Here is a 19,158-nt window from a genome sequence, read left to right as displayed (position 1 = left end):
AAAATTCATTCCTTTTTTGTATATTTGCCTCTTAACTTTTAAAATACCACAGTTATGAGAAAAGTACAACTATTGTTAGTTTGTTTAGTGCTTTCAGTGGCTGCTTCTGCTGCTGATAAGGTAGTTAAGTTACCAAAGCCCAATTTGAATCGTGCCGGTACGGTAATGAAAGCATTGTCTGAGCGTCAGTCTACACGTGAATATGCTTCGAAAGCATTGAACCTTGCTGACTTGTCGGATTTATTGTGGGCTGCTAACGGAATCAATCGTCCGGAGTCTGGAAAGCGGACAGCTCCATCGGCTTTGAATAAGCAGGATGTAGATGTATACGTGATATTACCCGAAGGGAGCTATGTGTACGATGCGAAAAATCATCAGTTAAATCTGGTTTCTGAAGGAGATCACCGCGATGCTGTTGCAGGTGGTCAGACTTTTGTAAAAGCGGCTCCGGCATCTTTGGTACTGGTCAGTGATGTTTCCCTCTTTGGCGATGCTCAGAAACCACAAAATCAGGTGGTTGGAGCTATAGATGTTGGTATCGTTTCGCAGAATATCTCTTTATTCTGTGCTAATGCCAAATTGGCTACAGTGCCGCGAGGTTCGATGGATGCCATTCAGTTGAAGAAAGTATTGAAACTGAAAGATAGTCAGATTCCTATGTTGAATCATCCTGTAGGATACTTTAAATAATGGAATAAAAAAAACGGCCTACCTATGCTTAAGTACAGGTAGGCCATTTTAAATTTTGTTTATTTGGCATCTTCAATAATAGAACAGATACTAACCCGGTTCCAGTCTGGTTCTGTGAACATGTCACCCACTCCCTGACCTTCGGCAGTAATACGTGACGGGTTGATTTTATACTTATTGACCAAGATTGTCTTTACGGCTTCGGCACGAGCTTTAGCTATTCTTGCATTGACTTCGGCACTACCTTCCGGTGAAGCGTATCCCTTAATCACTACTGTTGTGTTTGCGTGTTTCTTCATGTAAGAAGCTACACGTTCCACATTTGGCAACTGAGAGGCATCGACTGTAGATTTACCTTGTCTGAAAGTAACGATGGATTCCGGAATACGGCTGGTTTCCACTATTGTTTCAACAGGAACTACCCGGTTCTGTAAATTGTTGACTTCTTGTTGCAATGCGCTGATCTTCTGTGCGTCGACATTGATCTGACCGTTTTTCTCGTTCACTTGTGAGCGAAGATTATTGATAGAATTGTTCAGGTCGCTTATCTCGGCTGGATCATAGAGTTTAGCCAAGGTAAAGTGATGGCTTCCGTTGCTACCACCAAAGTGGTAAGCTACACCTGCTGTTAGTTCAAAGGCGGCATTGTTCACATTGAATCGGCTACGGTTGTAGTCGCCTTGCATATCATATACCAATGCCGGTTTGACTCCTATCGTCCAAGCTTTAGCTTCTCCGAGGTTGAAGTTGAAATTCATTCCGAAACGACTGGACCAGGAGTTCATATCTCCGGAACCATTCATATAGTAGTGCAGCCATCCTGCACCGGCTACGGCTTCTACTTCAAATATCCGGGGAGTACCTGTATAGCCTGCGAACAGGTTCATCAGGTTGACTTTACCCAATAAGCTAAGGTCTGAAGCATCAAAAGCTGTCTTACTGTTCGAGGTGTTTATATATCCCATGCCTTGAACTCCCAGTCCGAAAACGGGGGTCAGTTGCTTCGTAAACTCAATTCCCAAAGCCGGGCGAGCATTCTTGAAGAAAGCGCTGTGGCTTACAGGAGTTATAATACCGGTTTTTAGTTCTATAGACCAATTGTCTGTGAATTTGCTGCCTTGTACGGTAGTTTGGGCATTTGCAGTCAATGCTGCTAAAACAAATGCTGATAAAATAATAGATTTTTTCATAATTGAAATGCATTAATAGTTGATACAATAAAATATAATATGCCCTGAAGTAGTTTATTTGTTTGCTCTTTTCAGGAATAAAGCGGGAGGGTTAGGTTGCAGATTTCTTGTTTGCTTTGATCTTTGTTAAGTTTAAAGTTAGTTTAATCATATAATCTACTCTTTCTCGAATCCCGTTCATTAACATAACAGCAATTCTTTCTTTAAAAATTTAATTTTCTTCTTCATAATTCATTATTTTAAATTCATAATTAAGGTTGCTGTGCATTTATAACAACATAATCTTTGAAACATGGTTCGATGTATGAAAGGATAATTAACAATAATTTAATGATTCAGGATGCTCAATAAAAAGTTGGTTCAGGTTACTCTCACTACCCTCACTGCTAAAATATCTTATTGATAGTTAGGGTATTAAGTGTGGGTGAGAGTAAAAATCCGGCGTGAGGGTAAACCGCTTACTCTCACGCCGGATTTTTACATTTTTACATCATAACTTCTTCTGTTATACCATAATACCCCACATTTGGCGCATATATCGGTTGGTTCTGTAATCCGATGTTTTTTAGCTTTCCTTCCCCGCGTAAACGGCGGATATGCCCCATTGCAGTCGATTTCATCATGCCGCATATCCTTTGAAAGTCACTTCTTGTCATCATGTGGTGTTGACTGAAGTAGATGGTCAGTCGGCGGTCTATTTCTTCGTCCGATAATTTGTTGGAGTGTCCATTGTGTTTTATATTCTTCAGTTTCACATTTCCGATTTCACTCCTCAGATCCTGATCGGCCCGAAATTTGATGCCTTTCAGCCTTACTTTCGTATTCTTCCGTTTTGTATCTTCTTTTATTTCTTCCGTGCAGGTCAGTGTAGGGTGGAAGTAACCGATACCATCCAGATGTACCTGCCTACCTTCTGCCAGTTCTTCACCCATCGCATGAGACAGAGCGTCGAGCACGGCGGATACATCTGTTTCCGTCAGTGAACAACGTTCCTGGATTTTGCGTCGCAATCGGTCAGTTCCTGTTTTTCCATTCAGGGTGATGCGTGCATGAAGTTTTGTTTCTTCTTGTGGCTGGTTGGGAGCCACCGGGTTTTCGTACCATTCAAATAAGATTGCCATAGTTGCTTGTTTTAATTATAAGGTATTAATTTGTTTTACATTAGGGACTATTCTGTTTCCTCCTAAGGAACATCCCGTTTACTCTTAGGTATGATTGGATGTCAACCTTGGTTAACAGGTCTGTCAACGTTGGTTGATCGGCTTGTTAGCCAAGGTTGACAAGCCTGTTAACCAAGGTTAACACCCAATAGGACTTACTACAAAGATACAAAATAAGCAGGGCAAAGTCAAGTGATTCCCTGTTTATTTCTCAATTATTATTGAAGCTTTTGCTGTCAAATGGATGGGCTGAACTTTTTTGAAATAAATGCAGAATAATATGCTCAAATACTTGACTTTCGCTTTTAGGAACAGTATCTTTGTAACTCCTTAAAGGAATTATACTATATAAATAAAATTCATAACAGATAATGATATGAAAATCACTTCAATAAGACATGACAAAGATACAGGCAGAGAGATGATGACCATTTATGATGCCGATGTGCTGATGGAGAAGATGAAAACGGAAACCAGAGATGGGTACGTAACCGGGTTACGAACTGTTATGCCTCAGTTGGAAGGTACTGGTTCCACATTTGCCTATATTGACAAACTTCCACGTATCTATCCTGCCGTGGAGTATGCCCGCACTAAAGACAGAGGGCGAAGAATGAAACAATACAATGGTCTGGTTCAGCTTGAAGTGAAGAAGCTAGCTGGATTGGCGGAAGCTGAACTGGTGAAACGTCAGGCGATGCTGCTTCCTCAAACGTTTGCTGCTTTTTGCGGTTCCAGTGGAAGGAGTGTGAAGATATGGGTATGTTTCGCCTTACCGGATGGAAGCTTACCGAAGCGTGAACAGGAAGCCGCATTGTTTCATGCCCATGCCTATCGCTTGGCGGTGAGTTGTTATCAGCCGTTGTTCCCGTTTCCCATTGCCTTGAAAGAGCCTTCACTGATGCAAAGCTGCCGGATGACGCTTGATGAACATCCCGGATACAATCCTCATGCGGTACCTTTCTGTCTGGAACAGCCATTCTCCATGCCCGGCGAACAGACCTTCCGGCAACGGCAGTTGGCTGAGAAAAATCCGTTGCTGAGGCTGGAACCTGGGTTTGAAACGTCGCAGACCTTCACCATGCTTTTTGAAACTGCCCTCGATAAGGCACTCCGGGATATGGAGAACTGGCGACGGGGAGATAATCTCCAACCGTTGCTTGTCCGCCTTGCGGAGTATTGCTATAAGGCGGGCATACCGGAAGAGGAAGTTGTGAGGCAGACGATCATTCATTATTATGCACAGGCAGAGGAGCAAACGGTACGTACCATGGTTCATAATATTTACCAAGAGTCTAAGGGCTTTGGCTCTAAAACTATTTTGACTCCGGAGCAGGATACCGCTCTGCGTCTGGAAGAGTTTATGGAACGGCGCTATGAGTTTCGTTATAACACGGTGTTGAACGATTTGGAATATCGTCAGCGTGATTCCATTCATTTCTATTTCAGACCGGTGGATCGGAGGGTACGCAATACGGTGGCGATTAATGCCCTGAAAGAGGGGATTCGTGCCTGGGACCGTGACGTGGAGCGTTATTTGACATCAGAGTATGTGTCTTTGTACAATCCTGTTGAAGAATACCTTTGTAATGTGGGGCATTGGGACGGAAAAGACCGCATTCGGGCGCTTGCCGATCTTGTGCCGTGCAATAATCCGTATTGGAGGGAGCTGTTCTACCGCTGGTTTCTCAGTATGGTGGCACATTGGCGTGGGCTCGATCGCCAGCACGGAAACAGTACGTCGCCATTATTGGTCGGTGCGCAGGGGTATCGTAAATCTACCTATTGTCGCATTATTTTGCCACCTGAACTGGTTTCGGATATACGGATAGTCTTGATTTTAAGAGCAAACAGGATGCGGAGCGTTATCTGGGACGTTTTCTGTTGGTGAACCTGGATGAGTTTGATCAGATTAGCTCCAATCAGCAGGGCTTTCTGAAACATCTTTTGCAGAAACCTGTGGCAAATTTGCGGAAACCCTACGGTTCTACCATTCAGGAGGTGCGCCGTTATGCTTCGTTTATCGGTACCAGTAATCAGATGGAACTGCTTACCGATCCCAGTGGTAGCCGCCGTTTTATCTGTATCGAAGTGACTGCACCTATTGATACGAATGTCACCATCAACTACAAGCAATTGTATGCTCAAGCCATGGATGCCATTTATAAAGGTGAGCGCTACTGGTTGAATGATGAGGACGAAGCTATCCTGAAAGAAACCAACCGGGATTTTGAACAGATCAGTCCGCTCGAACAGCTTTTCCACTGCTATTTCCGGGTGGCGGAAGAAGAACGGGAAGGGGAATGGCTGACCGCAATGGAGATATTCAATTATCTACAGCAGAAAACCCGCGATAAACTGTCGGTCAGCAAAATAGGGCACTTCGGTCGTTCGCTGAAGAAATTGGATATTCCTTGTAAAAAGTCAAATAGGGGGACGGTGTATCATTTGGTGAGATTGTGATAAGTATTTAGAACCGTTATGTTGCATTTTTCAATATATTTGCATGCACTAATGTAATCCTAAAAGTAAGAAGCCTTTCAATGAAAAACTCAATTCCCCGGTATACTTTCTATAAGACTAAGTACGGAAGCGAACTTTTAGTGGATGTCGTAGAACTGAAGTACGTAAAAAGGTTCTTGACTAAGGGTACTGTGCACACATTGACTTACTATGATATTACTTTCGTTACAGAGGGAGAAGGAAACTTTTCTATCGATAATCAAACGCATAAGGCAGTTCCCTGTGATGTACTGTTTTCTAAACCCGGAGAGATACGGAATTGGGATACCGGCCACATTGTAAATGGCTATGCTTTGATCTTCGAAGATGAGTTTCTGTCTTCCTTCTTTAAAGATCCGTTGTTTGTGCAGCATCTTTCTTTTTTCAATGTGGGGAGGAAATCTGTCGGACTGCATTTGTCGAATCAGCTTTATGTACGTATGCTTCAATTGTTGAGTGATATTAAGACAGAGATCGATTCGTATAAACAAAACGACGTACATGTATTGAGGGCATTGCTTTATGAAGCTCTCATGCTTCTGGACCGGGCATATCAAAAGATGTTGTCTGACGGCAGTATCCATAAAGAGGCAAATAGTACCCATCTAAGCAAGTTTATGGAATGGGTAGGGACCGACTTGAGGGAACATCACTCTGTCCGTTACTATGCGGACAAACTGTGTATCACTCCCAATTATTTGAATGAGATTGTAAGTTCGGCTCTGGGGATTAGCGCGAAACAATACATTCAGAATAAGGTTATGGAAGAAGCTAAAAGACTACTTGTTTATACGGATTTTCCTATCTCGGAAATTGCATTTGAACTTCATTTCTCTACTGTCTCCTATTTTGTACGCTGTTTTCGCCAATCTACGGGTGAAACTCCTTTGGCTTATCGGAGTATATATAAACCGTGAAAAGTGTTATTTCTCCCTTGTTTTTTGTTATACTACTTTTCCGTTATGCCCCTATCTTTGCCTCATTCAATAACCCAATAAAATAATTGAATTATGAGAGATGTAGAAAAAACAGTAGGGAATATGATTGATAAATTGAAAACGGCCTTTATCGGTTCGATAGATGCCGAAGGTTTCCCGAATATCAAAGCTATGCTGCAGCCCAGGAAAAGGGAAGGAATAAAAGTTATCTATCTGACCACAAATACTTCATCAATGCGTGTTGCGCAGTATCGAAAGAACAATCATGCAAGTATTTACTTTTGTGATACAAGGTTCTTTAGGGGAGTGATGTTGCGCGGCACAATGGAAGTGCTGACGGATGATGCCAGCAAGGAGATGATATGGCAGGAAGGAGATACGATGTATTATCCGGAAGGCGTGACCGATCCCGACTATTGTGTCCTGAAATTTACGGCCATTTCCGGTAGATTTTATAGTAACTTTAAGTCGGAAAGTTTTGTAGTTGACTAATAATCAGATGGCTTTATCTTCCTAATGCTAAACTTGTCTTTTTTGTGTTACTCTTTGTCCATTTTGTGGCTATTGTCTTGGTTGATATAGCCTAATTTTGCACATAATTTGTGTTGACTATGTAATCTTAAGAATGTATTTATGAGACAAAAGTACTTAAAAGGTATTATGATTGTGGCTGTCACAATCGTATTCGGCAGCTTGGTGACAGGATGCATGGAAAAAGATGTGTATAATCCGGATGCAGGAAAACAGCCTTTACCTGATTCGGATGAATATTTTGGTTTTGAAACACGTAGTGATGTAAAACTTCTGGTGAACTATGACGTTCCGGGTTTTACTGCTCTTGTAGAGGTATATGACGAAGACCCGATGGAAACAGTGGAAGGTACACCGGTGAAAAAGGAAGGAGTAGATGCTATATTCAAAACTTATACGGACAATAATGGAAAGTATGAAGGAGAGATGCATATACCTACTTCCGTGAAAACAGTATATGTGTATACTGCGGCATGGGGATTACCCAGATGCGTGCAACTGAATGTAGAGAATAATGCTGTAAACTTTGACATGAGTGTAAAAAAACAGAAGTCTTCTACTCGTTCTTATCCTTTCAATGGTCAGGTTCCATATACTACTGATGAGTGGTATCTCTATTCGTTGTGTAAGTGGGGAGAGGCGGGCTCTCTTGATGGTACATATCTGAAGTCGGTTGATAAGATTGGTGACGAGATTCCCTTAGAAGTAGCAGAACGCTTGATGAAATTTTTTAATCCTAATGGAATGTCGGGAGTAAATAATTCATATCTATATAAAGGACCCAAGGTTACCAATATAAAGATAACGCAAGAAACAACGTTGGATGTTATATTTCTTAAGCGCGACGCTTCTTATGATAATACATTCGGATATTATTATTATAAGTCAGATCAGGAACCTCAATCTCAAATGATGCCTTATGTTAATAAATATATCGTATTCCCAAATGTTAAATTATATGCGTATAGTGGGAATCAGTTACAAATTTTGAAGTGTGGAAACAAAGCGCGTTTGCTTTATTTTGATGAAAATGGTAAAGCAAGTGAGAAATTTCCGGCAGGGTATACGGTAGGCTGGTTTATATATGCTGATGGATTCAATGGGTACTACCACGATTATGATGTTAAAGAGAATGAAATTAGGACAAAAGAACTTCGTACTTCTAATGAGGCTTTTGGGAATTTGAATGGATTCGTTTCTGTGAAAGATGAGAAGAGCGGAAAAACGATTATAGGTGTTGAAGATGGGGCGAATCAAAGTTATTGTGACCTCTTATTCTATGTAGACGCCACTCCGGAAGGAAGTATTGATGATCCCGATAGACCTATTATTAAACCTGATGACGGTAAAGACGATCCGGAACCGGATCCGGTGGAACCTCTGAAAGGTACATTAGCCTTTGAGGATATCTGGCCTTCGGGCGGTGATTATGACATGAATGATGTAATAGTAGAATACAGGCGTGAAGTTACTTTTAATACCAAGAACATGGTAACGAAGATAACTGATATATTTACTCCGGTACACGATGGCGCTACATTCTCAAATGCGTTCGCTTATCAGATAGATCCCGGACAATTTGGTAAAGTGACCTCGAACTCAACGGGTGTAAAAGTAGAAAGTGAAACGTCGTCCATTATAGTGACTCCTAATGCTAAGGGAAGTGTTGGCAAGACGTATACAATAACCAGGGAATTTAACGCTTCATTTAAGAAAGATGATTTGAAGGGGTATAATCCATATATCATTGTGAAATATGCTGAGGGACAAAAGGATAGGACAGAGGTGCATTTGCCTAAGTTTAAAGCTACATCCTTAGCGAATCAGTCACTTATCGGCACTAATCAGGATGCTTATTACATTGATCGTGAAGGGACATATCCGTTTGCCATTGATATTCCTGTATTGGGCTTCAAGCCGGTGACAGAATCTCATCGTATTGACAGTGAATATCTTGATTTCTCGAAATGGGCAGAGTCAAAGGGTATTGAGTATACAGACTGGTATAATAATTATTCCGGTCCAAAAAAATAATCTAATTGATGGAGATGGAGCAAACGGACAGCCTATGGCTGAATAGTTTGCTCCATTTTTTTGTTTTAATGGTCTCAGTATACCTCTTTATTGAATTAAATTATTACCTTCGCTTTAATCAATGCCTGAATAGGCCCTATATATGAAAGGATTTCTGATTATAAAGAATATTATTCTTAGCAAGCAAACACTTCTTTTGGTTTATATTTTAGTTTGGGGTATGCAGGCGTATAGCTCTGATAATCTGTCTTCTGCTTTTCCGTATAATTATCGGTATAAAAGTTTTAAGAATATATATTTCCCAATAGAGTCTAATGTTGTAAATGTAATCTTTCAAGATGATACAGGATTGGTGTGGGTTGGTACCCAAAGCGGTCTATTCTCTTATAATGGATATCAGATTTATAAATTGGCAAGAGAAACCGATATAGAGTATGCTAATATCACTGCGATTGTACAAGTAAGTAAAGAATATCTTTGTATCGGGACTAACAAGGGACTGCGATTTCTTAATCTGTTTACTGAACAGTTTGAGAATCTGTATCCGGTAACTCAAATGGTCAAGTCTGTCCGCTCTTTGGCTGTTTGGGATAATAAACTTTGGATAGGAACTAATGATGAAGGATTACTGTACTATGATTTTCAGGATGAATTCATAGTACATTTGCCATTAGATCCCGGAAAAAGTAAATCAATCGTTTATTCATTTGAACCGGCTGATGGTAGGCTTTATATAGGTTCTTATGATGGATTAAGCTGCTATGACCCGGTAAAACAAGTAAGAGAGACAGTCATATTGCCTGAAAAGTTCCGGAAGTTAATGGTGAATTCATTGCTGTGGGATGAACAACGGAGTTGCCTATGGATTGGGACAGAAGGATATCTACTCAGGTATTGCCTTAATGACTCTCGTGTAGAACCGTCTCTTGCATTACCATCAAATACTTTTAAAACATTGGCTTTTGATAACAAGAATAACATTGTGATAGGTACGGATAATGGCCTGTATATTTATAGCCGGGGTTTGGGAAAAGTGAATCATATACTTCATGATTTGCGAAACGAGCAGTCCTTGTGTAATAATGTAATCTCTTGTAGCTATATTGACAGAAATAATAATGTTTGGTTAGGGACTGACTATGGTATATCGTTGATTGTTGATGATTCTGCTTTTCAGTTTATTCATATTTCTGAATTGACGGATGAGAGGAATGGCAATGATTTTACCCATATATACAAGGATAGCAAAGGAGGGTATTGGTTAGGAGGAACAAACGGACTTTTACTGTTTGACAAGAATGGTAAAGTGAAATGCTTTAATATTGAGAATCCGAAGAACTTGCTTCGGCATAACAAAATCAGATGTATATATGAAGATCGTGATCATATTGTATGGATTGCTACGGATGCCGGAGTGGCAAGATATGATAGGGAGAGGGAGAAGTTTGTACATTATAACATAGTAGACAGGCTGAATCGGAAGAAAGCAAATTGGGCGTATGATGTTTATGAGGATGAATATGGCAGCCTATGGATTGCGACTTATCTGGGCGGAATATTTATCGTTAATAAGCGGGAATTGCTTGCACACGATGATCGGGTTTTGTTTCGGGCGGAATGGAACTTGTCTGATTCATTGATTTCAACCAAGGTAAGTGAAATTGCTTATCAGATAGAGACTGATAAATATGGTTTCATCTGGGTCAATACTCAAAAAGGTTTAGCCCGGATAGACTGCAAAGCCCGTAAAATACATATATTAGACGTTTATCCGAATCGGATGATTTATGATGGAATTCAATCTATCTGGTATTCATCAAACAACGAGATTTATAAACTTAATGTCTTGACTTATACCAGTGAGAAAATAGGTGAATTAGCCAAGGGAAGCCAGGTACACTCATTTGTGTTGGAAAATACCAATATTTGGGTTTCGTGTACGGAAGGAGTCATGGCATGGGATATTGTCTCATCGCAGAGAACCGGTATGGCATTTTCAGGAAGATATTACCAAGCCGGATTCTATGACAGGCAACATGATGTCATCTTGTGGGGAGGATATGATGGAATATCTTATGTATCCACTCATGCCATAAAGAGTGAAAAGGGAGCTGCCCCGGTTATTGTAACAGCTGTCCGGAGCAATGATAGGCAACTATTGCCTATGGTGGATTATGCAGGGAGTAGTATCCGATATCAGAATAAGATAGAATTGCCACATACGGAAAAGAATCTGACATTTGAGTTTTCCACATTAGCTTATTCTTCAGAATCTGAATTTTATTATCGTTTGGGAAACAGTAAACAATGGAGTAAATTAGAACCGGGACAGAATCGTATTTCTTTTGCCAATTTACATTCCGGCAGGTATAGGTTGTTCATGCGGAATGGGAACTCCGATGATCCTCAACTATCCCCGGTTACAGAGTTTGGTTTTACCATTCTTCCGCCATGGTATGCTTCAGTAATGGCCTATGTTATATATGCACTTGCATTGGCAGTGATCGTTTTTGTTATTATAAAATATATCCGAAGGAATCTTAGATTGAAATATGAGCGTAAAGAGAAAGAAAAGACGTTGGAGCTTTCAAATCTGAAATTAGACTTCTTCATTCATATTTCACATGAGATCAAGGCTCCTTTAAGCTTGATCATAGCTCCTTTAAGCACGCTGATTAAAGAAACTAAGAAGCCGGAACATAAAAGCCGACTGGAGTTTATATATAAACATGCACTGAAATTAAATTTGCTGGTTCATGAAGTGCTTGATTTCAAGCAGATGGATTATACGAGTGAGGATACTTTGATCCGATCTAATATTGAATTATGTTCTTTTATAAGGAATATTCTGGATGCTTTTTCTACAATCTTTGCAGATAAAAATATCCGGTCGGCCTTTGTGTCCAATGGTGAACAGATGTGGATGAATTTGGATATAGTAAAGATGGAATCTGTAATCTCGAATATAATCACTAATGCTATTAAATTCATTCCTGATGAAGGAGGACAAATTGAGGTCTCCATAATTCAGGAAGAACAAACGGTAGCTATACAAATCTCGGATACCGGTAGCGGCATAAGGCGTGAAGATCTTCCTTATGTGTTTATCCGGTACTTTCAGAGTAAAAACAAAGAGAGGCGTAAAGATGGAAGTGGCATTGGTCTGTATATAGTTCGGAAGTTTATAGAATTGCATGGCGGACATGTTAGTATTCATAGTGCCGGTGATGATTGTGGAACTTTGGTCACCATCACTTTGCCTTTATCCGGTGATAATTGTGTGGCTTCCATGCAAAATCACTCTCAGGCGGACTCACAATTAACTCCGCTTGCAGGGAAACCTGTATTATTGATTGTTGATGATAATGTTGAAATGGCAACTTATCTGGCGGAGGCTTTTTCTGAAGAATACTGTTGTCTTCATGCTTTAAATGGTAAAGATGGGATAACTATTGCCTCTGAACACTATCCGGACATTATTCTTGCAGACCAGATTATGCCGGAAATGGATGGTATTGAGTTTTGCAGGGAGATACGGAAGATGTCACAAACGGCCTTAGTGCCTATTATTATGTTAACAGCGAGAGATGATAAGGAGACGGAACTTAAAAGTATGAAGGCAGGTGTGGATGTGTTTATGTCTAAGCCATTTGACGTCGATAAACTAAGGTCGAGGTTAGAACAATTACTTCAAACCCGGCGTGAAATAGAGAAGAAATTATGCGTTGAAACAACTGTACATTCTCAGATAAAAGAGAAAGAAACGGATACAGGGGAGGCTTTTATAACCGAGCTTGTTTCCATAATGGAAGAGAATATGGAAAACACTGAATTCAATGTTTCTATGCTTTGCCAGTTAGTGGGGATGGATAACAAACAACTATATCGGAAGGTTAAGCAGTTGGCAGGAGTGACTCCTGTAGATCTCATTCGCCGGATAAGGATGAAGAAAGCAGCCGTGTTACTATCGCAACATAGATTTTCCGTATCAGAAGTCATGTATATGGTCGGATATTCTAATCCGTCTTATTTCTCTAAATGCTTCGTAGCTGAATATAAAATTTCTCCAAGTCAATACGCGTCTAAATTACAGTCAGAAAGAAAATGATTAAAGATACCTATTGGGGATAGTCATATTTGGAATATGCATCGTATATTTGTGCCATGGATCAAACAGTGGATAAACAGTACTGTCGCTGTATCTCAATGCGCCGGATGAAACGTCGGTTGAAGGATTGCTGACGGAGATTTATATTCCTATTGATAAATAATTAAATGATATATAAGTATGTTAGAATTGCCAGAAGTACTTACACTGAGTAAGCAAGCCAATGATGTTTTAAGTGGTAAAACGATTACGCAAGTGTTCAATGCTACCAAGCCTCATAAGTTCACGTTCTATAGTGGCGATCCACTGGAGTATGGAAAGTTGCTCGTCGGAAAGACGATTTTGTCGTCTAAAGGGTATGGAATGTTTGTCGATTTCTACCTGTCGGGCAATGTGATAATGAATATTGGTGACGGGGTGAGCGCACGTTACTATAATCCGGGTGATAAAGTTCCTGCCAATTACCAATTGCTGCTGACTTTTGAAGATGAGTCGTTTCTTGTATTTACGGTTGCTATGTATGGCTTTATCAGTGCCTATCCCGATGCTGTTATCGACAATAAATATTATACGATAAGCCGTGAAAGTATTTCCCCGCTGAGTGATGCTTATACGGAAGCGGAATTTGAGAAATTATTTGCTTCCGCCAAAAAGACATTGACGGCTAAAGCTCTGCTGGCTACCGAACAACGTATTCCGGGCGTAGGAAATGGGGTAACGCAGGATATTCTGTTCAATGCCGGGATTCACCCGAAACAGAAAGTGCTTGACCTGTCGGATGGACAGAAAGGGGTACTTTTCAAATCTCTGAAGGATACCTTAATGGCTATGACTTCCGGAAGAGGCCGTGATACCCAGACGGATCTTTATGGAAATGAGGGAGGGTATAAAACGATTCTTTCTTCCAAAACATGGAAGAATCCTTGTCCGCGTTGTGGCAGCGTAATTGTCAAAGAAGCCTATCTTGGAGGATCGGTTTACTATTGTTCTGAGTGTCAGAAAATAAGGAAAACATAATAACAACTTAAATTATAGTTATGGCGAAAGGAACATGTCACAAGGGTGGTGTTCTTTTTTCTCTTCTGATAATTTGGAGGAATAAAAAGTCTGCCTATCTTTGTGGCGATATAAAAAAATGTTGGATGTTTAAAGTTAAGAAGGATTCGGTAAGTAAATAACTGTGGGCATTATGCTCTCGGTTATCCTTTAGTTCAACTCGTGCATATTCTTGCAGGAGTTATTTTTATACCTATATATCAACAATAAAATTTAAACATCATGAGTAACGAAAATAAATCTATTCACGAATTCGATTTTAGTTTAATCTGCGAATACTTTTCAAGTGTAGAACGTCAGGGACCGGGAAGTGCTGAAACAACAATCAAGGCTCTTAGCTTTGTTGAGGGGCTTACGGATAAATCTCTGATTGCTGATCTGGGTTGTGGCACAGGTGGCCAGACAATTACGCTGGCGCAACATACTCCGGGACAAATTACAGGCATTGATTTGTTTCCTGATTTTATTAACCAATTCAATAGTAATGCCGAGCACTTTAATCTTCAGGACAGAGTGAAAGGTATTATTGGATCAATGGATGAACTCCCGTTCCGGAATGAAGAATTAGATCTTATCTGGTCGGAAGGAGCCATCTATAATATTGGTTTTGAATATGGGTTGAATCTATGGCGTCCGGTTTTGAAGAAAGGCGGTTATATTGCCGTATCAGAGGTGTCATGGTTCACTGACGAACGTCCGGCTGAGATCGATGATTTCTGGATGGATGCTTATCCTGAAATAAATACGATTCCCAATAAGCTGGCACAGATGCAGAAGGCCGGATATATCCCTATAGCCTGTTTCTGTATACCGGAAAATTGCTGGATCGAACATTTCTATATGCCGCAGGTTGAAGCCCAAGAGGACTTCCTACGAAAATATAAAGGTAACCAAGCTGCTGAAGAACTGATTGCCAATCAGCGCCATGAGCAACAATTATACTATAAGTATAAAGACTTTTATGGTTATGCATTCTACATCGGAAAGAAAATCTAAGTAAAGAAAGAGGCCGTATCAACAAAAGATTTTCATTTATTTTGATACGGCCTTTCTTATGCGTTGCAAAACTCTAATGTTTACAATTCAGCAGAATCCATTCCGTCATATCTTTCAAGACTTCAGGACTGATGGTTTCTTCTAATTGCCCGTATTCCATAATTGTACAAGTCTTACAGGATTGGAACAAATGGTTCAAACCGGGATATTTCTTAGTGGTAACTTTCTTATTCCCGTTAGACTTTACCCAATCTTCCACAGCTTTGAGATTCATGTCTGCATCTACCTGTATGTCTTTATCTCCATTGACAGCTAGTACCGGACATTTTATCTTCTTTAAATCTTGGGTCGGATCGTATTTCATGAAATGAAGATACCATGGGGAGAGCATTCCGTTCATCTCAACTTCTATTTGTTTGGCGATGTTTGGGTCTTGCAGTTGTACGGGTGGCAGTGTTGCAATAATGTTGGCATATAGCTCTTTCCGAATTTCCTCAGTGCTTTTGTCCTGTGCCAATATAGCATAACGGGTGCGTAATGTGGGTTTACTTAACTCCCACATGGCATCAGAGGTACCACCTGACTTGCTAATAGCTTCTGCTTGTTTCAACATCAGACTGTCTCCTTTTATGACAGCACCGGCCATTGAAATGATGTAAGCAATATCTTTGCTACGGGCGCCCAATATAAAAGCCACGGTTCCTCCACAGCTATGACCGATGATTCCTATCTGTTTGGGATTAATTTCTTTTCTGCCTTTCAGGTAGTTGACCGCTGCTCCTGCATCGCTGGCATAATCTTCGTTGGTAGCTTCTGCAAAAACGCCTGTTGAGCCTCCTACGCCTCTGTCGTCGCAGCGAAGTACGGCTATACCGTTACGGGTCAGGTAGTCTGCTATTACCAGGAATGGCTTATGTCCCATTATTTCCTCATTCCTGTTCTGTGCGCCACTACCGGTAACCAATACTACTGCCGAGAATTTTTTCCCCTGTTCGGGAAGCGTCAGAGTACCGGCAATTGTGATTCCGGCTTCTTTATTTTCAAAAGTAATATTTTCTGCTCTATAGGGGAAAGGTGGTTGTGGTTCTTGGGGACGCTTAGGCTTGGCTGCTTCTCCTTTTTCCAGATTTAATTTGAATCTAAGTCCTTGTGTGAAGTCTCCGTATATTTTGCCGTCTTTCTCCAGCTTTCCTTTGTAAGAGGCACGAATATCAGGAATCTGAATCGTCAGAATCGAATCCTGAAAGAGTGTGGAGCCTGTCGGGATGCCTTTTACATTCTGATCGGGACTATCACAAGTAGAGGTATATCCCTGCTCGGTTTGTTGCAGGTTGAAACAAATAGTTAAGGAAGCGTTGGGGAGAGACAGCTTTCCGTTCCATGTTCCGGATATGTCCTGAGCATGGGTGCAGATAGGAAAGATAAATCCTAAAAGGAATAGAATGGAGTGTTTTTTCATATCTGGTGATTTAAATGGTTTTCATATTATATTTTGAATTTCTTATTTGACATACTTATGTAGTTCTCTACAATCTACCGCTAGTTCATCCACTGATTTCCAACCAAAGAAACCGTTTTTTATTGTAACATGCAATACACATCCCATGGCTACTTGTGTATCTATAGGGACGTGGAAGTAAAGGCAGTCATCAGGATTATCCTGGCCGACAGCTTTCAGAATTCTGCATTCAGGCAATATGGTCCGATAACGAGCCAATTTATTGGGTTTTAGAAAACGGATTTCTGTTACTCTGTATTCTTTGCGGACGGGAGTCTTACTTGCCAACCAACGATTCATATTCAGTAACAGATTGATACCCATGCCGTGAAAAAGCATTCCTATGACAATACCACAGGCGATGGTCTTCAGGTAATATCCAAATTTTGTGTATTTGTCTGCCAGTAGTATGCCAATAACAATGACAAGAATGGCAGTGAAAAGCATCACGAATGCCATAAGTGGGCGGTAACTGATACCCCGAAATGCAGTTTGCTGGAGCAATACAGTACTGGGAGTGGCCAGATAACCCACTCCGACAAGTATTGCCAGGATCACAATCACTATCAGCCAGACATATATGGTTTGCCTGCGCTCTTTCTTTTTTTCCCGGATTTGTCCGGTGGTTGTTATTCTTCGATATCTCATTCTGTTGACGAAGGTACGCTTTTATATCTTCATATAGCCTATCTCCTTTAAAATTCTATTCAAGCTTCTTCTGAGAAGAGAAATAAAAGGCTTTGTTTATAATAAGCTTAAAGAGATTTTGTATATCTTTGCATAATTACAAAACTAGACTTAAAGAAAACATTATGAAGACAAAACGCTTATTAGGATTATTGCTATTAATCCTGCCAATCACTGGCTTTGTTGCTTGTAGTGATGATGAACCGCAAGACAAGGTAGAAACTGTAAAAATGTTTATTTCTGACAAAACTGGTACTTATCAGCCTTGGGGGAGTGATTCTCCTATCGATTGTATGTTGGTGAAAGAAGAAAGTGAAAGTGACTACAAAACGCTGGATTTTCAAGGAATTACTGATTTCGTTTACGAAAAAGGCTATGAGTATGCTTTATGGGTTGAGAAAAGAACCTTGGTTAATCCTCCTGCTGATGGGAGTAGCATTGTCTACAAATTGATAGATGTAATATCGAAGGCAAAAGTAGAGTATGAATACACTATAAAAGTAGATGGCCCTAATCCTTTTATTCTGTTTCCCGAAGGTGGTGAATATGAAATACCTTTTACCTGTAAAGCGAAGAAATTTGCAGAGGGTAGCTTGGTTGAAGATGGATATATTTCTTTAAAAGGGTTGAGATATAATATGGGTACCAATTACGGAGGGCTGACAAGAGTCGTAAAAGATGGTGAAAAGGTTGGGCTTTATAAATTTGTAATAGAAGGCATTCCGCGCTTTAATATGAAAGCGGCTCCTGTATGGTATTGTGGTATCTACACTCCGGATGCGGATTTACTTTTCGGACCTGAGCCGGAGCCTATTTATAAACAACTGTTTGAACAACCACAGACAGAGGGTGAGGACTATTATATGAATTCGGTAATCTTTATGTCTACAGGCACATTTGCTGAATAAACTCTGAAATAATATTTAAAACATACTTGAACCGGGTCTGGGCCTGATCTGCTCCGTACCAACTCCGTACCTGGTCCGTATAAAGGTACCTTTATTGGGAGTTGATACGGAGCAGGTACGGGGTTGGTACAGGGCTGGTGTGGACTTGGTAAGGCAGCGAGCGTATATTTTATACTAAGATCTGCGTAAAATCTCTCTATCTTGCAAAATGCCTTATCTTTTTGAGTAGTACAGCGTGTTTATAAAGAAAAAAGCTCCGAAATCATTCGATTTCAGAGCTTTAAGCGGTGCGTACGGGACTCGAACCCGTGACCCCATGCGTGACAGGCATGTATTCTAACCAACTGAACTAACGCACCATAATTTCATTTCTTTAATTGCTTTCTCTCTCGATTGCGGTTGCAAAGGTAGGCATTTCTTTGAAACCTGCAATAGCTACGATGAAATTTTTTTGCTTGATTTTATCACTTTTTCTTTTATATCCTCATTTTGAGAACATTGGAATATGAAAAAAAATAAGTTCTTGCAGAGCTTTTTGCGAAAGGGGATTGGGATGGTTTTGTAATGAAAACGAAGCTTTCTGTTGCTTGATTTAAACTTCTTGCTCGAAAACTTCGTTATTTTACAATAAATCGTTATTTTTGCAAACTCAAATCGAGAAAATTGTAATTTGAAAACGATAAAAACGATAATTTAGGATGATGAAAACGGCCAAACTGTTACTTCACTGTCCCGACAAACCGGGAATTCTGGCAGAAGTGACAGACTTTATAACGGTAAACAAGGGAAATATTATCTATCTGGACCAATATGTCGATCACGTGGAGAATATCTTTTTCATGCGTATCGAGTGGGAATTG

Annotated in this window: 13 protein-coding genes, 1 tRNA gene and 1 pseudogene; 10 read left to right on the top strand and 5 right to left on the bottom strand. The window is 40.3% G+C overall.

Features of this window, described 5'->3' with window-relative positions:
• Window positions 1–54: 54 nt before the first annotated feature.
• Window positions 55–690, top strand: coding sequence for a SagB/ThcOx family dehydrogenase (locus BWI44_RS12180; RefSeq protein ID WP_195209278.1), 636 nt, complete (start codon window positions 55–57; stop codon window positions 688–690).
• A gap of 59 nt (window positions 691–749) precedes the next feature.
• Here BWI44_RS12180 and BWI44_RS12175 read toward each other — a convergent pair whose 3' ends face one another.
• Window positions 750–1,880 (bottom strand): OmpA family protein, encoded by a 1,131-nt coding sequence (locus tag BWI44_RS12175; RefSeq protein ID WP_044532819.1) that lies wholly within the window; start codon window positions 1,878–1,880, stop codon window positions 750–752.
• Window positions 1,881–2,365: 485 nt separating this feature from the next.
• Window positions 2,366–3,001 (bottom strand): HU family DNA-binding protein, encoded by a 636-nt coding sequence (locus BWI44_RS12170; protein WP_195209277.1) that lies wholly within the window; start codon window positions 2,999–3,001, stop codon window positions 2,366–2,368.
• Between the two features lie 415 nt (window positions 3,002–3,416).
• Here BWI44_RS12170 and BWI44_RS12165 point away from each other — a divergent pair.
• The 7 genes and pseudogenes from BWI44_RS12165 (at window position 3,417) to BWI44_RS12135 (ending at window position 15,205) form a co-directional block, all read left to right on the top strand.
• Window positions 3,417–5,503: pseudogene (locus BWI44_RS12165) on the top strand (BT4734/BF3469 family protein).
• Between the two features lie 80 nt (window positions 5,504–5,583).
• A complete protein-coding gene (locus BWI44_RS12160; protein ID WP_195209276.1) occupies window positions 5,584–6,459 on the top strand; it encodes an AraC family transcriptional regulator in 876 nt (291 codons plus the stop codon).
• 93 nt (window positions 6,460–6,552) lie between these two features.
• The gene (locus BWI44_RS12155; protein ID WP_138292590.1) at window positions 6,553–6,972 is read left to right on the top strand and encodes a pyridoxamine 5'-phosphate oxidase family protein; all 420 of its coding nucleotides are present in this window, start codon (window positions 6,553–6,555) and stop codon (window positions 6,970–6,972) included.
• A 141-nt stretch (window positions 6,973–7,113) separates the two neighbouring features.
• The gene (locus BWI44_RS12150; protein ID WP_138292589.1) at window positions 7,114–9,045 is read left to right on the top strand and encodes an LruC domain-containing protein; all 1,932 of its coding nucleotides are present in this window, start codon (window positions 7,114–7,116) and stop codon (window positions 9,043–9,045) included.
• A 142-nt stretch (window positions 9,046–9,187) separates the two neighbouring features.
• Complete coding sequence (locus BWI44_RS12145) at window positions 9,188–13,153, top strand: hybrid sensor histidine kinase/response regulator transcription factor (RefSeq protein ID WP_138292588.1); 3,966 nt, start codon at window positions 9,188–9,190, stop codon at window positions 13,151–13,153.
• Window positions 13,154–13,333: 180 nt separating this feature from the next.
• Complete coding sequence (locus BWI44_RS12140) at window positions 13,334–14,170, top strand: endonuclease VIII (RefSeq protein WP_138292587.1); 837 nt, start codon at window positions 13,334–13,336, stop codon at window positions 14,168–14,170.
• A 261-nt stretch (window positions 14,171–14,431) separates the two neighbouring features.
• Entirely contained in the window at window positions 14,432–15,205 is a 774-nt protein-coding gene (locus BWI44_RS12135) for a class I SAM-dependent methyltransferase (RefSeq protein WP_117707108.1), read from the top strand.
• 73 nt (window positions 15,206–15,278) lie between these two features.
• Here the strand turns inward: BWI44_RS12135 and BWI44_RS12130 are convergent, their stop codons facing one another.
• Together BWI44_RS12130 and BWI44_RS12125 are read right to left on the bottom strand one after the other, a co-directional pair.
• Window positions 15,279–16,664, bottom strand: coding sequence for an alpha/beta hydrolase family protein (locus BWI44_RS12130; protein ID WP_195209275.1), 1,386 nt, complete (start codon window positions 16,662–16,664; stop codon window positions 15,279–15,281).
• A gap of 42 nt (window positions 16,665–16,706) precedes the next feature.
• Window positions 16,707–17,351, bottom strand: coding sequence for a hypothetical protein (locus BWI44_RS12125; RefSeq protein ID WP_117707106.1), 645 nt, complete (start codon window positions 17,349–17,351; stop codon window positions 16,707–16,709).
• A gap of 164 nt (window positions 17,352–17,515) precedes the next feature.
• Here BWI44_RS12125 and BWI44_RS12120 point away from each other — a divergent pair, with 164 nt between their 5' ends.
• Window positions 17,516–18,298: a DUF4377 domain-containing protein gene (locus BWI44_RS12120; RefSeq protein ID WP_195209274.1), complete on the top strand. Its 783-nt coding sequence runs from the start codon at window positions 17,516–17,518 to the stop codon at window positions 18,296–18,298.
• A 285-nt stretch (window positions 18,299–18,583) separates the two neighbouring features.
• On the opposite strand, the gene BWI44_RS12115 is transcribed toward BWI44_RS12120, so the two are convergent.
• Window positions 18,584–18,657: transfer RNA gene (locus BWI44_RS12115), tRNA-Asp, on the bottom strand.
• Window positions 18,658–18,996: 339 nt separating this feature from the next.
• Between BWI44_RS12115 and BWI44_RS12110 the strand changes: the two genes are divergently transcribed.
• Window positions 18,997–19,158 (top strand): ACT domain-containing protein (locus BWI44_RS12110; RefSeq protein WP_286814420.1); only part of this gene is annotated, 162 nt, incomplete at its 3' end.

Origin of the sequence: Bacteroides sp. Phil13 (genome assembly GCF_001940965.1) — a bacterium.
GTDB classification, from domain to species: Bacteria; Bacteroidota; Bacteroidia; order Bacteroidales; family Bacteroidaceae; genus Bacteroides; species Bacteroides intestinalis.
The sequence above is the reverse complement of the archived record's forward strand: the minus strand, read 5'-3'. Positions and strand labels throughout refer to the sequence as shown.